This window comes from Pseudoduganella sp. UC29_71 (assembly GCF_042693265.1).
GTDB lineage: Bacteria > Pseudomonadota > Gammaproteobacteria > Burkholderiales > Burkholderiaceae_D > Rugamonas.
The window spans coordinates 3735018-3754499 of sequence record NZ_CP170549.1; the positions used below are offsets into that span (position 1 = coordinate 3735018).

Annotated in this window: 17 protein-coding genes; 9 read left to right on the top strand and 8 right to left on the bottom strand. The window is 65.7% G+C overall.

Annotation, left to right across the window (positions count from 1 at the left end):
* The first annotated feature begins 290 nt into the window (after nucleotides 1-290).
* From ACFJI2_RS16435 to ACFJI2_RS16450, 4 genes are all read left to right on the top strand, one after another.
* Nucleotides 291-1766: a DEAD/DEAH box helicase gene (locus ACFJI2_RS16435; protein ID WP_107870515.1), complete on the top strand. Its 1476-nt coding sequence runs from the start codon at nucleotides 291-293 to the stop codon at nucleotides 1764-1766.
* A 104-nt stretch (nucleotides 1767-1870) separates the two neighbouring features.
* Nucleotides 1871-2323, top strand: coding sequence for a MarR family transcriptional regulator (locus ACFJI2_RS16440; protein ID WP_107870517.1), 453 nt, complete (start codon nucleotides 1871-1873; stop codon nucleotides 2321-2323).
* Nucleotides 2324-2338: 15 nt separating this feature from the next.
* Nucleotides 2339-3676 (top strand): MFS transporter, encoded by a 1338-nt coding sequence (locus tag ACFJI2_RS16445; RefSeq protein ID WP_377700985.1) that lies wholly within the window; start codon nucleotides 2339-2341, stop codon nucleotides 3674-3676.
* 108 nt (nucleotides 3677-3784) lie between these two features.
* Nucleotides 3785-4651, top strand: a complete 867-nt coding sequence (locus ACFJI2_RS16450) for an outer envelope protein (RefSeq protein WP_377700986.1) — start codon at nucleotides 3785-3787, stop codon at nucleotides 4649-4651.
* A 12-nt stretch (nucleotides 4652-4663) separates the two neighbouring features.
* On the opposite strand, the gene ACFJI2_RS16455 is transcribed toward ACFJI2_RS16450, so the two are convergent.
* From ACFJI2_RS16455 to ACFJI2_RS16465, 3 genes are read right to left on the bottom strand one after another with little or no spacing between them, the layout of a single operon-like run.
* Nucleotides 4664-5932 (bottom strand): glycerate kinase, encoded by a 1269-nt coding sequence (locus ACFJI2_RS16455; protein ID WP_377700987.1) that lies wholly within the window; start codon nucleotides 5930-5932, stop codon nucleotides 4664-4666.
* Nucleotides 5933-5940: 8 nt separating this feature from the next.
* Complete coding sequence (gene glxR, locus ACFJI2_RS16460) at nucleotides 5941-6837, bottom strand: 2-hydroxy-3-oxopropionate reductase (protein WP_107870524.1); 897 nt, start codon at nucleotides 6835-6837, stop codon at nucleotides 5941-5943.
* Nucleotides 6838-6863: 26 nt separating this feature from the next.
* On the bottom strand, nucleotides 6864-7634 hold the full coding sequence (locus ACFJI2_RS16465; RefSeq protein ID WP_377700988.1) for an aldolase/citrate lyase family protein: 771 nt from the start codon (nucleotides 7632-7634) through the stop codon (nucleotides 6864-6866).
* 145 nt (nucleotides 7635-7779) lie between these two features.
* On the opposite strand from ACFJI2_RS16465, the gene ACFJI2_RS16470 reads away from it, so the two are divergent.
* The 3 genes from ACFJI2_RS16470 (at nucleotide 7780) to ACFJI2_RS16480 (ending at nucleotide 11592) form a co-directional block, all read left to right on the top strand.
* Nucleotides 7780-8742 (top strand): LysR family transcriptional regulator, encoded by a 963-nt coding sequence (locus tag ACFJI2_RS16470; RefSeq protein WP_377700989.1) that lies wholly within the window; start codon nucleotides 7780-7782, stop codon nucleotides 8740-8742.
* Nucleotides 8743-8905: 163 nt separating this feature from the next.
* Nucleotides 8906-10192, top strand: coding sequence for a Glu/Leu/Phe/Val dehydrogenase (locus tag ACFJI2_RS16475; RefSeq protein WP_107870530.1), 1287 nt, complete (start codon nucleotides 8906-8908; stop codon nucleotides 10190-10192).
* A gap of 167 nt (nucleotides 10193-10359) precedes the next feature.
* Entirely contained in the window at nucleotides 10360-11592 is a 1233-nt protein-coding gene (locus ACFJI2_RS16480) for a malic enzyme-like NAD(P)-binding protein (protein ID WP_377700990.1), read from the top strand.
* A gap of 83 nt (nucleotides 11593-11675) precedes the next feature.
* Here ACFJI2_RS16480 and ACFJI2_RS16485 read toward each other — a convergent pair whose 3' ends face one another.
* The 3 genes from ACFJI2_RS16485 to ACFJI2_RS16495 are packed head-to-tail and all read right to left on the bottom strand — an operon-like array spanning nucleotide 11676 to nucleotide 15709.
* Nucleotides 11676-13496, bottom strand: coding sequence for a DUF885 domain-containing protein (locus ACFJI2_RS16485; RefSeq protein WP_377700991.1), 1821 nt, complete (start codon nucleotides 13494-13496; stop codon nucleotides 11676-11678).
* A 38-nt stretch (nucleotides 13497-13534) separates the two neighbouring features.
* Entirely contained in the window at nucleotides 13535-14839 is a 1305-nt protein-coding gene (locus tag ACFJI2_RS16490) for an amidohydrolase family protein (protein WP_377700992.1), read from the bottom strand.
* A 36-nt stretch (nucleotides 14840-14875) separates the two neighbouring features.
* Nucleotides 14876-15709: an SUMF1/EgtB/PvdO family nonheme iron enzyme gene (locus tag ACFJI2_RS16495; RefSeq protein ID WP_377700993.1), complete on the bottom strand. Its 834-nt coding sequence runs from the start codon at nucleotides 15707-15709 to the stop codon at nucleotides 14876-14878.
* Nucleotides 15710-15783: 74 nt separating this feature from the next.
* Here ACFJI2_RS16495 and ACFJI2_RS16500 point away from each other — a divergent pair, with 74 nt between their 5' ends.
* Nucleotides 15784-15999: a hypothetical protein gene (locus ACFJI2_RS16500; RefSeq protein WP_377700994.1), complete on the top strand. Its 216-nt coding sequence runs from the start codon at nucleotides 15784-15786 to the stop codon at nucleotides 15997-15999.
* A 151-nt stretch (nucleotides 16000-16150) separates the two neighbouring features.
* A complete protein-coding gene (selD, locus tag ACFJI2_RS16505; protein ID WP_377700995.1) occupies nucleotides 16151-17194 on the top strand; it encodes a selenide, water dikinase SelD in 1044 nt (347 codons plus the stop codon).
* A 34-nt stretch (nucleotides 17195-17228) separates the two neighbouring features.
* On the opposite strand, the gene ACFJI2_RS16510 is transcribed toward selD, so the two are convergent.
* Nucleotides 17229-18812, bottom strand: coding sequence for an FAD-binding protein (locus ACFJI2_RS16510; protein WP_377700996.1), 1584 nt, complete (start codon nucleotides 18810-18812; stop codon nucleotides 17229-17231).
* Complete coding sequence (locus ACFJI2_RS16515) at nucleotides 18812-19228, bottom strand: hypothetical protein (protein WP_377700997.1); 417 nt, start codon at nucleotides 19226-19228, stop codon at nucleotides 18812-18814. The genes ACFJI2_RS16510 and ACFJI2_RS16515 overlap by 1 nt, the downstream gene beginning before the upstream one ends.
* Nucleotides 19229-19482: the final 254 nt, after the last annotated feature.

The following is a 19482-nucleotide window of genomic DNA, read 5'->3' on the forward strand; positions in this document are numbered from 1 at the left end:
CAGGTCAGATAAGCGTGCAGGAACGGCGGAAATGCGTTATAGTAGCTGCTTGTGCGCTGCAACACTGCAGTTGGCACTTAGAATAACAGCAGCTACGCAAGCCTTAGCGCATCGTCCCTGATGACGCTTATAAAGCCCCCCGCCTTGTGTGTCGAATAAGACACCGTCCCGGCGCAAAGCTTTTGTGCCGAAATTTCTAATCTAGTTTGTTAGAGTCATTTCGTTTGGTTGGCGTTGCTATTTTGCGTTCTGCGTTTTTGCATGAACGCTGATTTTTACGAAAGATAAGAATGACTTTTGAAGCACTTGGTATCAACACGTCCGTACTCAAAGCCCTGACCGACGCCGGCTACACCAAGCCTACGCCTGTGCAGGAGCAAGCTGTGCCTGCCGCTATCGCAGGCAAGGATCTGTTGGTATCCTCCCAGACCGGTTCCGGCAAGACCGCAGCTTTCATGCTGCCGTCGCTGACCCGTCTGGCCGCACTGCCGCCGGCTGCAGCCGGCAAGACCCCTAATCAGGAAATGCAAGCCGCCAAAGCGCGCGGCGAGCGTCCACGTTTCAAGCCTGCACAGCCAAAAATGCTGGTGTTGACCCCAACCCGCGAACTGGCCCTGCAAGTCACCACCAATACCGACAAGTATGCAGTGAACCTGCGCGGCATCAAGGCCGTGTCCATCCTTGGCGGTATGCCTTACCCTAAACAGATGCAGCTGCTGTCGCGCAATCCGGAAATCCTGGTGGCGACCCCGGGCCGTCTGATCGACCATATGGAATCGGGCAAGATCGATTTCTCCCAGCTGCAGATCCTGGTGCTGGACGAAGCCGACCGCATGCTGGACATGGGCTTCATCGACGACATCGAAAAAATCGTCGAAGCGACCCCGGACAGCCGCCAGACCATGCTGTTCTCGGCCACCCTGGACGGCGTGGTGGGCAATATGGCCCGCCGCATCACCAAGGACCCGATGATCATCCAGATCGTCAACGCCGCCAACAAGCACGAGAACATCACCCAGCGCGTGCACTTCGTGGACGACCTGTCGCACAAGAACCGCCTGCTGGACCACCTGCTGCGCGACGACACGATGGACCAGGCCGTGGTGTTTACCGCCACCAAGCGTGACGCCGACACCATCGCCGACCGCCTGAACATCGCCGGTTTCTCGGCTGCCGCGCTGCACGGCGACATGCACCAGGGCGCGCGCAACCGCACCCTGGACAGCCTGCGCCGCGGCCAGGTGAAGGTGCTGGTAGCAACCGACGTCGCAGCACGCGGCATCGACGTTCCTACCATCACCCACGTGTTCAACTACGACCTGCCGAAGTTCGCTGAAGACTATGTGCACCGCATCGGCCGCACCGGCCGTGCCGGCCGCAATGGCCTGGCGATCTCGCTGGTGAACCACGCCGAAGGCATGAACGTGAAGCGCATCGAGCGTTTCACCAAGCAGCTGATCCCTGTCACCACGATCGAAGGTTTCGAGCCCAAGCGCACGGCGCCTCCGCGTTCGGCTTCCCGTCCAGGCGGCTGGAAACCGGGCGACAACCGCGGCGCCAAGCCGGGCCAGCGCAGCTTCAGCAAGCCGGGCGCACCGCGCAAGGAAGGCGCAGGCTACCCGCGTGAAGCCGGTTCGGGCGGCTACCCGCGCGAAGGCGCCAGCACCGGCGGCGGCTACAACCGCGAAGGCGGCAGCTTCAGCCGCGACGGCGGCGGCTACAAGGGCCGTTCCGACGGCGCCCGCCGCAGCTACGGCGACCGTTAATCGCTAAAAAATGAAAAGCCACCGAAATATCGGTGGCTTTTTTTTCGTCCCGGCCACATACTTGCTCACTCAAGCACTTTTCAATTAATACTCAAGGACTGATCATGGAACACATCACCGGCGATGCCGCCCTCGACTTCTGCCTGCGCCTGGCGCGCGCGCAAGCGGCCATGGTGCGCCGCCTGGACGCGGCGCTCGGCGGCCACTTTGGCCTGAGCTTCAGCGACTTCATGCTGCTCAACCACCTGGCCAAGGCGCCCGGCGGCCGCCTGCGCCGGGTGGACCTGGCCGAGCGCCAGGGCCTGACCGCCTCCGGCGTGACGCGCACCCTGCTGCCGCTGGAGAAGAACGGCATGGTGGCGCGCCAGCCCGACCCGCGCGACGCGCGCGTCGGTTACGCCGTCATCACCTCCGCCGGCCACGAGATGCTGGACAACGCGCTGGTCACCGCGCGCGAAGTGAGCGCCGAACTGCTACGCAATTCGGACCCGGCGCAGCTGGACGCGCTGGCTGCGGTGCTGGGCAGCGTGGCCGGCATGAACCTCACCAATAGCTAGAAAGGCACGCAAGCCATGAACAAGCCCCGCTCCCCGCGCTCGCCCATCCTGCGCGACAAGAACTTCCGCTGGCTGCTCAGCGGCGGCGTCATCTCCGGCTTCGGCGACCATTTCACCATGATCGCCCTGCCCTGGCTGGTCCTCACCATGACCGGCGACCCGCTCGCGCTGGGCGCGGCCATCGCCATCATGAGCGTGCCGCGCGCGGTGTTCATGCTGGTGGGCGGCGCGCTGGTGGACCGCTACTCGCCCAAGCGCGTGCTGATGCTGACCAAGTACGCCAACGCCGCGCTGCTCGGCGCGCTGGCCGGGCTGGTGCTGTTTGCGCCCGCGCTGCTGTCGCTGCCGCTGCTGTACGCTTTGGCGCTCGGCCTGGGGCTGGCGCAAGCGTTTGCCATCCCGTCCGGCACGTCCATCATGCCGCAGGTGGTGCCGCCCGAGCATCTGCAGGCGGCCAACGGCGCCATGATGGGCATGCGCCAGCTCACCATGCTGGCCGGCCCGGTCATCGCCGCCCTGCTGATCGCCCTGGCCGGCGATGGCAGCACGGCCGCCACGCACGGCGCGGGTCATGCAGCCGGCGCGGCGCCGCACGCACCGGCCGGCGCGCTCGGCATCGGCCTGGCCTTCGCGTTCGACTGCTTTACCTTCCTGTTCACCGCCTGGACGCTGGTCCAGGTGCGCATGCGCGCGGCCGCAGCGCCGCCGGCCGGCGCGCCGCAGTCGATCTTCAGCTCGGTGGCCGAAGGCTTGCTGACGGTATGGCGCGACGTGGCCCTGCGCACCTGCTTCATCTACTGGTCGCTGGTGGCGGTGTTCGTCGGCGGCGCCATGCAAGTGGCCCTGCCGCTGCTGGCCAGCCAGCACCTGCACGGCGCCGGCTCGCTCGGCATCCTGAGCGGCGCGCACGGCACCGGTATGCTGCTGGGGATGGCGCTGTCGAGCGCAGGCGTGAAGCTGCGTTTCGGCGGCTTCGGCGCCACGCTGCTGGCCATCGACGCCATCGTCGCGCTGCTGCTGGCGCCGCTGGGCGCCATCACCGCCACCTGGCAAGGCGCGGTCCTGCTGCTGCTGGCAGGCACGCTGGCGGGCTTCATGCAGATTGCCGTCTTCACCTGGATACAGGGCAGCGTGCCGCCGCGCATGCTGGGCCGCGCGATGAGCATCTTTATGTTTATCTTCATGGGGCTGGCGCCGCTGTCGGCTGCGGCCATTGGCGCACTGCTCAAGGTGATCACGCTGGCGCAGCTGTTTGTCGGTGGCGGCGCGCTGCTGCTGGCGATCAGCGCGCTGGCGTGGATGCTGACGCCGATGGCCAGCATCGGCGCCGGCGGGTTACGCGCGGAGCGCTAACCCGCCCTACGGTGTGCGCCTACGCGGCGTCTCGCTTTAACCACGCTTCCTCCCCGGGGCTCGCCTTTTCGTACACAATGTGTGCATCACACCCGGGGAGACCGAAGCATGCAGAAGAAATTCATGAACAACACCATCCTCGCCGCCTATGCCACCTTCGCCCTGCTGGGCGCCGGCGCCGCGCAGGCGGTGGACTGGAGCGACACGGCGCTGAGCTACCGCTACGGCACGCACTTCGCCGAGCCGTTCAACCCGGCGGATATCAAGAAGAACATCCTCAACCTCAGCCACGTCAACGGCTACGCCTACGGCAAGAACTTCATCAGCGCCGACCTGCTGCTGTCCGATAAAACCGACCCGGAAAGCGTGGGATCGGACGACGGTGCGCGCGAACTGTACGTGCTGTACCGCCATACGCTGGACCTGGGCAAGGTCACCGGCAAGGATTTCAAGATGGGCGCCATGCGCGGCCTGGGCCTGACCGCCGGCTTCGACTTCAACGTCAAGCACGACGCGGGCTACAACTCGCGCAAGCGCATGTTCGTCGCCGGCCCCACGCTCAACCTGGACGTGCCGGGCTTCCTCGACATCAGCCTGCTGGCCCTGTGGGAAAGCAATGCGCCTTATAACGGCTTCTCGAAAACCAGCACGCCGCGCTACGACTACGATGTGCATCCCATGCTGAACCTGGTGTGGGGCATTCCCTTCAACGCCGGCGTGCCGCTGTCCTTCGAAGGCTATGCGAATTTCATCGGCAGCAAAGGCAAGGACGAATTCGGCGGCGGCACCAAGCCCGAAACCAATATCGACATGCAGGTCATGTACGACATGAGCGCAGCCGTCGGCGCCGCCAAGAACACCTTCAAGGTCGGCATCGAGTACCAGTTCTGGAAGAACAAGTTCGGCAACAGCGACCGGGGCAATCCGGGCGCTACCGCGCGTACCCCGATGGTACGCGCGGAGTATCACTTCTAAGCCGCTCCCGCGCTAAGGCTGCGGCTCGACGTAGATGGCGCGGAAGTCGTTCACGTTGGTCAGCGTCGGCCCGCACACCACGGAGGCGCCCAGCGCCTGGAAGAAGCTGTGGCCGTCGTTGTTGGCCAGGCTGAGGCGCGGATTGATGCGCAGGCTCCAGGCGCGTTCCAGCATGTCCGGCGCGAGGATGGCGCCGGCGATTTCCTCCTGGCCGTCCACGCCGTCCGTGTCGCAGGCGATGGCGTGGATGCCGGGATGGCCGTTCAGCGCCACGCCCAGCGACAGCAGGAACTCCACGTTGCGCCCGCCCCGGCCTTTGCCGCGCACCGTCACCGTGGTTTCGCCGCCGGAAAGCAGCACGCACGGCGCCGCGAACGGCTGCCCGCGCGTGGCCACCTGGCGCGCCATGCCCGCCATCACGATGCCCACGTCGCGCGCCTCGCCTTCAATGCTGTCGCCCAGGATGTAGGGCGTAATGCCCGCCTTGCGCGCCACCTCGGCCGCCGCCTCCAGCGCGATCTGCGGCGCGGCGATGATGCGCACCTCGCTGCGCGCCAGGCGCGGATCGCCCGGCTTGACGCTCTCGCTGGCGCCCGATTCCAGCAGCTTCGTCACCGCCGCCGGCACCTGGATCTCGTAGCGTTTCAGGATGGCCAGCGCGTCGGCGCAGGTAGTAACGTCGCCGCAGGTGGGGCCGGATGCGATGTCGGCCGGGTTATCGCCCGGCACGTCGGAAATGAGCAGCGTCACCACGCGCGCCGGGTGGCAGGCCGCCGCCAGCCGCCCGCCCTTGATGGCCGACAGGTGGCGCCGCACGCAGTTCATCTCGCCGATCGTGGCGCCGCTTTGCAGCAGCGCGCGGTTGATCTCCTGCTTCACGGCCAGGTCCAGCGCCGGGTCGGGCAGCGGCAACAGCGCCGAGCCGCCGCCGGAAATCAGGCAGATCACCAGGTCGTCGGCCGTCAGTCCCTGCACCATGCCCAATATGCGGCGCGCCGCCGTCATGCCGTTTTCGTCCGGCACCGGATGCGCCGCCTCCACGATTTCGATGCGTTCGCACGGCACCGCATAGCCGTAGCGCGTCACCACCAGCCCGCGCAGTTCGCCCTGCCAGTGCTGTTCCAGCACGCGCGCCATTTCGGCCGAGGCCTTGCCCGCGCCGATCACCAGCGTGCGTCCGCGCGGCGGTTCGGGCAGGTGCGCCGGCAGGCAAAGCGACGGCTGCGCCGCCGCCACGGCGGCATCGAACATGCTGCGCAACAGAGTAGCTTGGAATGTCATGGGTAGCCTTATTCGGGTAGCTTGGCGCCGATCTGGTAGTTTGCCATGATCTCCAGCGCGCGCACCAGCGCCGAGTGGTCCCATGCCTTGCCGCCGTGCGCCGAACAGGTGTTGAACAGTTCCTGCGCCGTGGCCGTGTTGGGCAAGCTCACGCCGATGGCGCGCGCGCTGCTCAGCGCCAGGTTCAAGTCCTTCTGGTGCAGCTCGATGCGGAAGCCGGGATCGAAAGTGCGCTTGATCATGCGCTCGCCGTGCACTTCCAGGATGCGCGACGCGGCGAAGCCGCCCATCAGCGCCTGGCGCACCTTGGCCGGGTCCGCGCCCATGCGCGAGGCGAACAGCAGCGCCTCGCCCACCGCCTCGATGTTCAGCGCCACGATGATCTGGTTGGCCACCTTGGTGGTCTGGCCGTCGCCATTGCCACCCACCAGCGTGATGTTCTTGCCCATCAGTTCGAACAGCGGCTTGACGGCGTTGAACGCTTCCTCGCTGCCGCCCACCATGATGGTCAGCGTGGCGGCCTTGGCGCCCACTTCGCCGCCGGACACCGGCGCGTCCAGGTACTGGCAGCCCAGCGCGTTGATGCGCTCGGCGAACTTCTTGGTCTCGATCGGCGAAATGGAACTCATGTCCACCACGGTCTTGCCCGCGCTCAGGCCCTGCGCCACGCCGCCTTCGCCGAACAGCACCTCCTCCACCTGCGGCGTGTCCGGCACCATGGTGATGATGATGTCGGCCTGCTGCGCCACTTCCTTGCTGCTGGCGCAGGCGACCGCGCCCAGTTCCGCCAGCTGCGGCGGCAGCGCCTTGCGCTGCAGGACGAACAGCTGGTGGCCGCCCTTCAGCAGGTTCGCCGCCATCGGCGCGCCCATGATGCCGAGACCGATAAAGCCAACTTTACTCATGTTTTTCTCCTCGTTGATGGCCGCGCTCAGGCGGCGTTCTTGAATTTTCCAGCCAGGGCCTCGGCGCCGCGCGCCAGCAGGCCGATGTCGCTGCCCACCGCCGTGTAGGTGCAGCCGGCCGCGATGTAGCGCCGCGCCAGCGCCTCGTCGCCCATCAGCACGCCGGCCGCCTTGCCGGTGGCGACGATGCGGCGCACCGCGCCTTCAATGGCGGCCACCACCTCCGGGTGCTTTAAATTGGCCAGGTGGCCCATGGACGCGGCCAGGTCGCCCGGGCCGATGAAGATGCCGTCCACGCCATCGACGGCGGCGATCTCCTCGATATTGGCGATCGCTTCCGGCGTTTCCACCTGCAGCAGCACGCAGATATCGTCGCTGCTGGTGGCCCAGTAGTCGGCCACGCGGCCATAGTCGGAGGCGCGCGCCGCAGTGGAGAAGCCGCGCACGCCCAGCGGCGGATAGCGCGTGGCGGCCACCGCCTGGCGCGCCTCCTCGGCGTTCTGCACGAAGGGAATCAGCAGCGTTTGCGCGCCCACGTCCAGCAGGCGCTTGATCACCACGGTGTCGTTCCACGGCGGACGCACGATGGGCTGCGCCGTGCCCTGCGCCACGGCCTGCAGCTGCGAGTGCACCATGGGCAGTTCATTGGGCGAATGCTCCATGTCCAGCAGCAGCCAGTCGAAACCCGCATTGGCCAGCACCTCCACCGTCACATTGCTCGACAGCCCGGACCACAGGCCGATTTGAAGGGTGCCGCTTTTCAGCGCCCGCTTGAAGTGATTGATCCGTTTGCTCATGCCACTGCTCCTTAGAAAGGTTGGTGATATTTATACAAACAACAAGTGATCAGTCGTCGTATGACTTAATCTAGTATATGCTGCATTGCGAAAAAAAGGCAAGAAATGAGAGAATCCCTACTTCTCGATTTGCGGCGGATCAAGCATGGAAACAAAATGGCTGGAAGACTTCATCTCGCTGGCAGAAACCAATAACTTCAGCCGCTCCGCCTCGCAGCGGCACGTGACGCAGCCGGCCTTCTCGCGCCGCATCCAGTCGCTGGAAAACTGGCTCGGCACCGACCTGGTGGACCGCACCTCCTACCCCACCCGCCTGACGCCGGCCGGCCTGGTGTTCTACGAGCAGGCGCTGGAAATGCTGGGGCAGATCAACGGCGTGCGCGAACTGCTGCGCAACAAGCGTGCGGCCGCCATGAACAGCATCGACCTGGCAGTGCCGCACACGCTCTCGCTCACCTTCATCCCGAAATGGATCACGCAGCTGGAGACGGACTTCGCGCCCATCAACAGCCGTCTGATGGCGCTCAACGTGCACGACGCGGTGCTGCAACTGGTGGAAGGCGGCTGCGACCTGCTGCTGTGCTACCACCATCCGCGCCAGCCGGTGCAGCTCGACCCCGGCCGCTACGACATGCTGGTGCTGGGCCGCGAAGCCATGCGCGCCTACGCCCGCTGCGACAAGACGCGCACGCCCGAATTCACGCTGCCCGGCACCAAGAAGGACCCGCTGCCCTTCCTCTCCTACACCAACAACGCCTACCTGGGCCGCATGGTGGAGCTGATACTGGCCGACACCAAGACCGCGCTGCATCTCGAGAACCACTACGAAACCGACATGGCCGAAGGCCTGAAAATGATGGCGCTGGAAGGCCGCGGCATCGCCTTCCTGCCCGAATCGGCCGTCACGCGCGAGCTGAAACAGAAGCTGCTGGCGCCCGCCGACGGCGGCGTGCAGGACTGGCAGATCGAAATGGAAATCCGTTTGTACCGCGAACGGCCGTCGCCGTCGCGGCCCGGAAAATTCATCGTTTCACGGCTGTGGGACTACCTCGAAAGCCAGCAAAAGACCTCCGGCAAACGCAGCCGCGTGACCGCCTCCGAACGTTAATTTTTACTCAACGATTGTAACGTTATGCATTTTTTGCATAGACGGATGCGCATACAGCATTAGCCGCCTTGCAGGGCGCCGGCCTATGATTCGCTTCGCTAACCGCAACGCCACAAGCACCGCGACCAAACGAAGTGAATTCAGAAAACCAGGAGCCAACAGCATGACTACCCAACACGCACTGCCGTCCTACCTCAATCCAGAAGACCTCGGTCCATGGGGCCAGTACCTGAAGCAGATCGACCGCGTCACCCCGCACCTGGGCAGCCTGTCGCGCTGGGTAGAAACGCTGAAGCGCCCGAAGCGCATCCTGACCGTTGACGTGCCTATCGAGCGCGACGACGGCTCCATCGCCCACTACGAAGGCTACCGCGTGCAGCACAACATGTCGCGCGGCCCGGGCAAAGGCGGCGTGCGCTTCCACCAGGACGTAACCCTGTCCGAAGTGATGGCCCTGTCGGCATGGATGACCGTGAAGAACGCAGCCGTGAACGTGCCATACGGCGGCGCCAAGGGCGGCATCCGCGTCGACCCTAAAACCCTGTCGCGTGGCGAACTGCAGCGCCTGACCCGCCGCTACACCAGCGAGATCTCGCTGATCATCGGCCCGACCAAGGACATTCCGGCACCGGACGTGAACACCAACGAACAGGTGATGGCCTGGATGATGGACTCCTACGCCATGATCGAAGGTAACCTGTCGACCGGCGTCGTGACCGGCAAGCCGATCTCGCTGGGTGGCTCGCTGGGCCGCCGCGAAGCAACCGGCCGCGGCGTGTTCGTGGTTGGCCAGGCGGCAGCGGCCAAGCGCGGCGTGGCGATCCAGGGCGCACGTGTGGCGATCCAGGGCTTCGGCAACGTCGGCGGCGTGGCGGCAACCATGTTCGCCGAAGCAGGCGCCAAGGTCATCGCAGTGCAGGACCATACCGGCACCGTGGTGCACTCGGGCGGCCTGGACGTGGCGCAATTGCACAAGCACGTGGCCGAAACCGGCGGCGTGAAAGGCTTTGCAGGCATCGAGCAGTTCATGGACCGCGATGCATTCTGGGGCATTGAATCGGACATCCTGATTCCTGCCGCCCTGGAACAGCAGATCACCGCCGCCAACGCGCCGCTGATCCGCACCAAAATCATCCTCGAAGGCGCTAACGGCCCAACCACGCCGGAAGCTGACGACATCCTGTCCGACAAGGACATCCTGATCGTGCCGGACGTGCTGGCCAACGCCGGCGGCGTAACCGTGTCATACTTTGAGTGGGTGCAGGACTTCTCCTCCTTCTTCTGGAGCGAGGACGAAATCAATGCACGCCTGACGCGCATCATGCAGGAAGCGTTCAACGCAGTTTGGGAAGTATCGCAAGAGAAGAAGGTAACGCTGCGTACCGCGACCTTCATCCTGGCCTGCACCCGCGTGCTGCAAGCGCGTGAAGTACGTGGCCTGTATCCTTGATCAACACGCTGAGCAGCACGCTGAGTAAGTGAAATCCACAGGCCGGAAGCACGCCGCACACGCGGATAGTGTTGGTAATATCAGTTATTAGCCGCATTCAGTCATTATCACGCCTGCCCTGGCTTATGCTCGGGCAGGCGTTTTTCGCATATTAAAGGATTGGTTTCATGAGTACTTTCGAACAAAAGGCACTGGATTATCACAAGGCCGGCGCCCCAGGCAAAATCGCCATCTCCGTCACCAAGAGCGTGGCCAGCCAGGACGACCTGTCGCTGGCCTACTCGCCCGGCGTGGCCGTGCCTTGCGTGGAAATCCAGCGCGATCCGGCCCTGGCCTACGAGTACACCGCCAAGGGCAACCTGGTGGCGGTCATCACCAACGGCACCGCCGTCCTGGGCCTGGGCAACATCGGCGCGCTGGCCGGCAAGCCTGTGATGGAAGGCAAAGTGGTGCTGTTCAAGAAGTTCGCCGGCATCGATTCCTTCGACCTCGAGATCGACGAAACCGATCCGGACAAGCTGGTGGACATTATCGCCTCGCTGCACCCGACCTTCGGCGGCATCAACCTGGAAGACATCAAGGCGCCGGAGTGCTTCTACATCGAGCGCAAGCTGCGCGAGCGCCTGTCGATTCCGGTGTTCCACGACGACCAGCACGGCACCGCCATCGTGGTCGGTTCCGGCCTGCTGAACGCCGTTGAAATGACCGGCCGCGACATCGCCGACATCAAGATCGTCTGCTCGGGCGCGGGCGCTGCCGCCATCGCCTGCCTGGAACTGGTGCTGTCGCTGGGCGCGCGCCGCGAGAACATCTTCGTCTGCGACAGCAAGGGCGTGCTGACCACCGCGCGCGAACTGGACGGCGAAAAGAAGGCCTGGGCGCAGGACACGCAGGCGACCAGGCTGTCGCAAGTGATCGAAGGCGCGGACGTGTTCCTGGGCCTGTCCGGCCCGGGCTTGCTGTCGCAGGCGGACGTGAAATCGATGGCCAGGCAGCCCATTATCTTTGCGCTGGCGAACCCGGAGCCTGAGCTGCGTCCTGAACTGGTGCGCGAAGTGGCGCCGGACGCCATTATCGCCACCGGCCGCTCGGACTACCCGAACCAGATCAACAACGCGCTGTGCTTCCCTTATCTGTTCCGCGCCGCGCTGGACTCGGGCGCAACCACCATCAACCAGGAGATGAAGATCGCCTGCGTGGTGGCGCTGGCCGGCATGGCCCGCAGCGACGAGCGCTTCGGCAAGGACTACGTGGTGCCGGGCCTGCTGGACCCGCGCCTGCTGGTCGGCGTGACGCCGAAGATCGCGCAAGCCGCCTTCCGCAGCGGCGTGGCGCGCAAGGAGCTGGACGCTGAAGCCTACGCGGCGCACCTGGCCAAGCTGGGCGAATCGCTGATCTGAGTGCGGCGGGTTACGGTGCTTCGCACCTAACCCGCCCTACGCCCCTCGTAGGGCGGGTTAGGCGAAGCCGTAACCCGCCAAACTCAGCTCCGCTTGCGCATCGCCACCCAGTCGCTGACCACGTGCTCGAGCACCTTCAGCGGCACGGCGCCATGCGTAAGCACCTCGCTGTGGAATGCCTTCAGGTCGAACTTGTCCCCCAGCTCCTTCTGCGCATGTTCGCGCAGCGACAGCATGGTCAGCATGCCCACCTTGTAGGCCAGCGCCTGTCCCGGCGACACGAAATAGCGCTCCACCTCCGCCGTCACGTCATCCTCAGGCATGCCGGTATTCTCCAGCATGTAAGCAATGGCCTGCTCGCGCGTCCAGCGCTTGTAATGAATACCCGTATCGACCACCAGCCGCGTGGCGCGCAGCATGTCGTCGCGCAGGCGCCCCAGCTTGTCCAGCTGCGTTTTCTCCCAACCCAGTTCGCTCGCCAGCCGCTCGGCGTACAGCGCCCAGCCCTCCTGGTAAGCGCTGAACGGAATCACCCTGCGGAAAAACGGCACGTCATCCAGCTCCATCGCCACCGCGATCTGCAGATGGTGTCCCGGCAGCCCCTCATGGTGCGCCAGCGTGCGCATGGAGAACTTCGGCGTCTCGCCCATGGTGCGCATGTTCACGAAGAACACGCTGGGCCGCGAACCGTCGAACGCGCCGGGCTGGTAATAGGCACCCGGCGCCGTGGCCTGCAGCGCGGCCGGCACCGGCTCGACGCTGAGCGCCAGGCGTGGCCGCATGCTGAAGGCCGAGCCCAGTCCCTTGCGCGCTTCGTCGATGATGGCCCGGTATTCCGCCAGCATGGCCTTGCGGCCCTCCGCCGTATCCGGATAATGCTGCTCCGGCCGCGCCGACAGCGCCATGACGCGCTCGCCCAGGCTGCCCTCGCTCAGCCCCTGCCCGCGCAGGATGGCATCCATTTCCGCGCCCACGCGCGCCACCTCGGCCAGGCCCAGGCTATGCACCTGCTGCGGCGTGAAGTCCGTGGTGGTATGCATGCGCACGGCCCAGGCATAGTAGTCCTCGCCGTTCGGCAGGCTCCAGGCGCCGTCGTTTGTCAGCGCCTCGCCCTGCAAGGAGCTAAAATGCGCGATCAGGCTGCCGTACGCGGGGAACACCTTGTCCCGCAGGGCCGCTTCGGTATCGGCCAGCAGCCTGGCGCGCGCGGCCTCGTCCACCTTCCCGGCCGGCAGCGCAGCGAGCTTGTCGCGCATATTGAGGTACAGGCGGTGCTGCTGCGGCGGCGTGGCGATGAAAGCCTGCAGCTGCTGCAGTACTTTCTCGACCGTGAAACGCGGCGGGACGATGCCTTTACGCTCGCTCAGCTTGAGCTGCTCCAGCACCTGGCCAAACTTGACGGGGAATTTGCGCAGGCGTGCGTTATAGCTGTCCGCATCGGCCACGCTGGCGATACGGTGCACTTGCACCATGAAGTCGGGCAGCGTGGCCTGGATGCCGTCCAGCTGGTTGATGGGGAAGGCATGCGACAGATACGGCTCGCCTTCCACTTGCATGCTCATGAAATAGTGCAGCGTGTCGTAGGACAGCTTGCCTTCGCGGTCCAGGTCCTCGCGGTCGTAGCTCTCCAGCACGGCCAGGTCGTCCCGCATCTGCGCCAGCACCTTGCGCGCATGGGCAGGCGAGGCGTTGTCCAGCCGGCCGCTGTAGAAGTCCAGCCAGGACGGCAGCATGCCGAGGGAAGACAGCAGCTCCGGGCTGTCCATGGCGAAGGTGGCGAATACCCGCGTGTAGAACCAGTCCAGCCGCAGCGGCTTGAAGTGCGAAGTGTGCGTTACCAGCAGCACCACGGCCAGCACGACGCCTGTCAGCGCAGTCAGCAGCCAGGTTAACGCACGTTTCATACTTCACTCCGCAATTGTCAAATCAAGTTCTGATTTTATCAATCTTTCGAGCTGACGACCGAACCGCCTTTCATCACAAAGCTCACCTTGGTCAGCAGGCTGGCGTCGGCCGCCGGGTCGCCCTTGACGGCGATGATGTCTGCGTATTTGCCGGCGGTGATGGAACCGACGCGGTCCTTCCAGCCCAGCAGGTCGGCCGCGTTGATGGTGGCGGCCTGGATCGCCTGCATGGAAGTCATGCCGTACTTGGTCATGTAGTGGAACTGCCTGGCGTTGTCGCCGTGCGGATAGACGCCGGCGTCGGTGCCGAAGGCCATCTTCGCGCCGCCCTGCACCGCCTTCTTGAAGTTGTCGCGCTGGGTCTGGCCGATGACGCGCTCCTTTTCTATCGACTCGGGCAGCATGCCGGCCCTCTCGCCTTCCTGCAGGATGTAGTCGTCGTTGTAGATGTCCATCACCAGCCAGGTGCCCTTCTCGCGCGCCAGCTTGATGCCTTCGTCATCGATCAGGCTGGAGTGCTCGACCGAGTCCACGCCAGCCAGGATGGATTCGCGGATGCTGCTGGCGCCGTGCGCGTGCGCGGCCACCTTGCGGCCCAGCTTGTGCGCTTCGTCGACGATGGCTTTCATTTCTTCCAGCGTGTATTGCTGGGCGCCCGGCTCGTCGCCCTTGGACAGCACGCCGCCGGAAGCGCAGATCTTGATCACGTCGGCGCCGTACTTGGCCATCTCGCGCACCTTGGCGCGCGCCGCCCACGGGCCGTCCGCCACGCCCTGGCCGGTCACTTTGTACTCGGGCGGCAGCAGGTTGTTGTCGCAGTGGCCGCCGGTGATGCCGAGGGCGTAGCCTGCCGTGCGCATGCGCGGGCCGATGATGTCGCCGTCGTTGATGGCGTCGCGCAGCGCGATGTCGCCGAAGCCCTCGCCTCCCACGTTGCGCACCGTGGTGAAGCCCGCTTCCAGCGTCAGGCGCGCGGCGCGCACGCCGTACAGCGCGGCGCGCACGTCGGACACGCCGAGCGCCTTGTAGCCGTGCTGCAGCGGGTCGCTGGTGAGGTGGGTGTGCATGTCGATCAGGCCTGGCAGCACGGTCTGCGCCGACAGGTCGATCACCCGTGCGCCGGCCGGCACCTTGGCCGACGCGCTCGGGCCGACGGAGGCGATGCGTTCGCCATTGACGATAATGGTCTGGTCTTTCAGCACGGTGCCGTTGACCACGTCCACCAGGCGGCCGGCCTTGATGGCGACCACATTGGCCGGCTGGGCATGGGCCGGCTGGGCGTGGGCCGCGCCGGCCAGCGTGGCGGCAGTTGCCGCAGCGGCCAAGATAAGCTTCTGTTTCATGCTGTTTCCCATGTTATGAAAAACAGCAGTATGCAGTTACCAGCTACAGGTGCGCAAGCCCGCAAAGATGTCGTCCCTGCCCGGCAGGTGGAAGTTGCGGAAGCGCGCCGATCCCAGCCGCGACGGCGTGGCGAACGAGGCGCCGCGCAACACCTGGTGGGTGGCGAAATGCGGGGCCGAATATTCCCGCCACGGCCCCGGTTCAAAGCCGGGATAAGGTTCGAACGGGCTGGCGGTCCATTCCCACAGCGGCCCCCAGCGGAACGCCGGATGGCCGGACAGCGCCGCATATTCCCATTCGGCCTCGGTGGGCAGGCGCCGCTCGGCCCAGGCGCAATAGGCCTGCGCTTCGAACAGGCTGATATGGCGCACCGGCTCCGGGCCGGACAGCGTGCTCAAGTGGCCGAAGCGCATGGTGCGCCAGAAGCCGCCGTCGCGCTGCCAGTAGCGCGGCGCCGAGCGTTCCTGGCGCATCAGCCAGGCATTGCCGGCCGGGCTCCAGAACTGGCGCCGCTCATAGCCGCCGTCGGCCACGAAGTCGGCGTACTGGGCGTTGCTCACCAGCGCCGAGTCGATGCGGAACGGCGGCACGTAGCAGGCGTGGGACCGCAGCTCGTTGTCGAACACGAAGCCCCCGCCGCCGGGGCTGCCCATTTGCAGCGTGCCGCCGGGGAAGCCGATCTCGGACTGCTGCGGCCACGACGGCTCGTCGCGCGCCAGCTCCGGCGGCACCGGTACGCCCAGCGTCTGCAGGGCCGACAGCATGGCCTCGCCCTGCATGTCCTCGTGGGCCAGCGCCAGCCGGTAGGGATAGAGCTCGGTGTCGCTGCTCCCGCAGCGCGAGAGCTGGTCCAGCACGCGGTCCAGCACTTCGTGGCAGTAGGGTTTTCAGCGCACCGGGGCTGGGCAGGTCCAGGTTCCAGCGCGCGCCGTGCGGCACGGTGTTGGCGTCGAACCAGTCGTCGCCCTTGCTGAGCAAGGCGTTCGGTTCGGCGTCGGCCGGGTGGCTGGAAGAGGCCTGGCGCAGGATGAACCATTCGGCGAACCAGGCCGTGCGGCCCAGCTCCCACAGCGGCGGGTTGAGGCTGCGCAGCTGCGGCACGCGGACGGCAGCGTCCAGCCCGGCCGCCGCCGCGCAGTCGAACAGCGCCAGCGTGTAAGCCCTGGCATGCTGCAAAGCGTCCGCCAGTTGTTCCGGCCGGGCGTTGCGGAATGATGCATGAAGTGAACTCATGGCCGATTGTAACCGAAGCGGGACCGACGGCGGCCGCCTGCAAGCCATGGCGCCCTTGTGATATTGTGGCGGGCATTATGCAGACACCTATCAAACTCACCTCCTTTTCCCACGGCGGCGGCTGCGGCTGCAAAATCGCCCCTGGCGTGCTGTCGGAAATCCTGAAAAACACCCACGGCTTCCCGGTTCCCAAGGAACTGATGGTCGGCATCGAAACGTCGGACGACGCGGCAGTCTACAAGCTCAATGACGAGCAGGCGCTGATCGCCACCACCGACTTCTTCATGCCCATCGTGGACGATCCGTTCGACTTCGGCCGCATCGCCGCCACCAACGCCATCTCCGACGTGTACGCCATGGGCGGCACGCCCATCATGGCGCTGGCCCTGGTCGGCATGCCGGTCAACAAGCTGCCGATCGAAACCATCGGCCAGATCATCAAGGGCGGCGAATCGATCTGCGCCGAAGCGGGCATCCCCATCGCCGGCGGCCACACCATCGATTCAGTGGAGCCGATCTACGGCCTGGTGGTGCTGGGCCTGGTGCATCCGTCCAAGGTCAAGCGCAACTCCGGCGCGCAGCCGGGCGACGTGCTGGTGCTGGGCAAGCCGCTGGGCGTGGGCGTGCTGTCGGCCGCGCTGAAGAAGGACAAGCTGGACGCCGACGGCTACGCCGCCATGATCGCCAACACCACCAAGCTCAATAAACCCGGCCAGGCGCTGTCCGCCATGCCGGGCGTGCACGCGATGACCGACGTCACCGGCTTCGGTCTGCTGGGCCACCTGCTGGAACTGGCGCGCGGCGCCGGCCTGGAAGCGCAGCTGGACATGGCCAGCATTCCGCTGCTGCCCGGCGTGGAGCAGCTGGCCACGGACGGCTACTTCACAGGCGCCTCCGGCCGCAACTGGGACGCCTACGGCAAGGACGTGGCGCTGTCGGCCGCCATCACCCCGGCGCAGCAAGCCTTGCTGACCGACCCGCAAACCTCCGGCGGCCTGCTGGTGGCCTGCGACCCGGCCAGCGTGGACGAGGTGCTGGCCCTGTTCGCGCGCGAAGGCTTCGAAGCCGCCGCCGTCATCGGCCGCACCGCCGCCGGCGCAGCGCGCGTGACGGTGGCCTGAAGAGTCCCCCTGCCGCTGCCGCGCGGACTTCGCGCTATCGCGGCAGCACGAAAGGCACGGGGATTCTGGCCAGGCTGGTACGCGTGGTCAGGCCCTTGCCCGTCAGCGTCACCATCTGGCTGCCCGGCGTGGTGCCGCGCGTGATGCCAAAGCGCACCGCCACTTCATGGAAATCGTAACTCCGCCCCGAGGGCGGGATAAGCGGGCCGCAAGTGGCATTTTCGTATTGGCCGGGCAAGGGCTTCAGGTCCGTGCGGAACCGGTAGCCGCTCAGCGGCGTGGTACTGTGCGCGGCCTCGGCGCCGAAATGGCATTCGTAGCCCATGCGTCCGCGCCACTCCGCCTTGCCGGCGCGCGCCCTGCAAGCGATCAGCAAATGCATCAGGAAACGGTTCAGCAGGTAGGCCTTGCCGAAATGGCTTTCCCGCACGAATTGGTACAAGGTCCCGGTGCCCGCTCGCACACAAGCCAGCAGCGCGCGCCGCATCGCCGGCTTCCTGCATAGCTGCACGGCGAGAGCGCGGCAAGCGCGATCCAGTCCGGCGTAGGCGCCTTGTCCCGCCGTCCAGGTGGCGATCAGGCGGCTTTGCTGCTCCATCGCGAGCAGCCGCTCCCTGGCCTTCAGCAGCAGCCGCTTCACGTCCGCATCCTTTTCCATTTGCCAGATCATGTCCAGCGGATGCCCCAGTCCTGTCAGCGCGCGCAGCGCGTCCTGGAGGGCGCCGTCGCCGCCGCCGAATACGCCCACGCACTGGTTCGGCGTGCCGGCGTCCAGCAGGCGATCGGCGCCCCAGAAACGCGGACCTTGCACCGGCTGCGGCCCGGTTGCCGTAATCGGAATGTCCGGCAACGCGACGTTTTCTTCCCCCAGTCCGGCGCCGAGAAGAATATAGTCCGGCATGAAATGGCGCGTCTCGACATGTCCCGCCCGCACAAGATCGATAGTGCAAGCATCGACATGGCCGCCGCCGAGGCCGTCGATGCGCCTTTGCACTGCTTCACCGGTTTGCGCGGCATAGCGCCGAACGGCTGCGGCCACGCTCGCGGCACTCGCCTCCATCCACCAGTCGGGCGCCGTCCAGAGGGGATAGTGCGCGGCCAGCATGGCGGCACTGCCCTTGATGCCGTTCAGCCACCCGGTCAGCTGGCCGGCCAGTTCCGTGCCCGAGAGCGGCTTGCTGCTGGACCACGCCGGCGTAATGGGCGACGCCCGCCCCCAGTCGCTGCTGTTCCTGGGTGGGTAGCTTTGGTCGTCGAAGAAAGAGGAAGGCCACTCGTACATGAACGGCCCGACAAAGCGCTGCGGCGCATTACGCTGAAGGGAAAACGGCTCCTTCGCCGTATCCACCACCACCACGGTCTTGCCCAGGGCCGCCGCTTCCAGCGCAGCCGTCACACCGGCGATACCCGCGCCGACCACCAGGATGCGATGGGCCAGCGGATCGGCTTCGCACAAGTCGCGCACCAGCATCTGCGCGCGGATAATCTGGTCGCGGATGCTGACGTGCTGCTGGCCGCTGGACAAATCGAACACATTGGGCGCGACCTTCAGCGCCAGCAAGGACAGCGTGTCTTTTTCCGGCATGGCGCCGGCTACAGTTGACGCGGAATAGCTCATCACTCGCCTCCCAGCGCGCGCAGGATGGCCGCGTCGAATTCATCCGGCGGCAGCGAGAACAGCAGGCTGTGGCCGAGCACTTCCCGCAGGCCGCCGCCGTCGTTGCCGTTACCTCCCGGTATGTCCGGTGGCGGTGGCGGCGGACCGTCGATCCGGCCGGGACCGCGCGCGAACCACCCCGCGTCCAGCGCCCAGCGCTGGTCGTCCCCAGCGCCGCCGCCGGCAATCCGCACCATGCCGGCTTGCACCATGTCCTCCAGCAGCGAACGCAAATAGCCCCTCGCGCGCTCGACACTGCCGTCCCAGCCGCCACGCACAACGGCAGCATCCGCCAAGTCATTCAGTTCGCCGGCCGGCACGCCGCCCGGGCCTGCCTGGCGCAGCTTTTCCAGCAAATCAATCGCCATCTTGGCCATAGAAATTTTACCTAAACGAAATATTATCAATATCGTAAGCACAAGCCCTTGCGCAGTCAAATACTGCGCCACGCAACATTTCCTTGACAGCCCAGCTATCGATCTCGTACATTAAAGCCCATGTTCCCGCATCTGCACCTATCCGCTTTCCTGCTGCCGGCTCCTAGCGCCCTATCGCTAGCGCCGCGCCTACTAGCACGCGCTTAAATCGCGTTTCAAGTTGTACCCCTGCGCCGGCCACAAGCTGCGCAAGT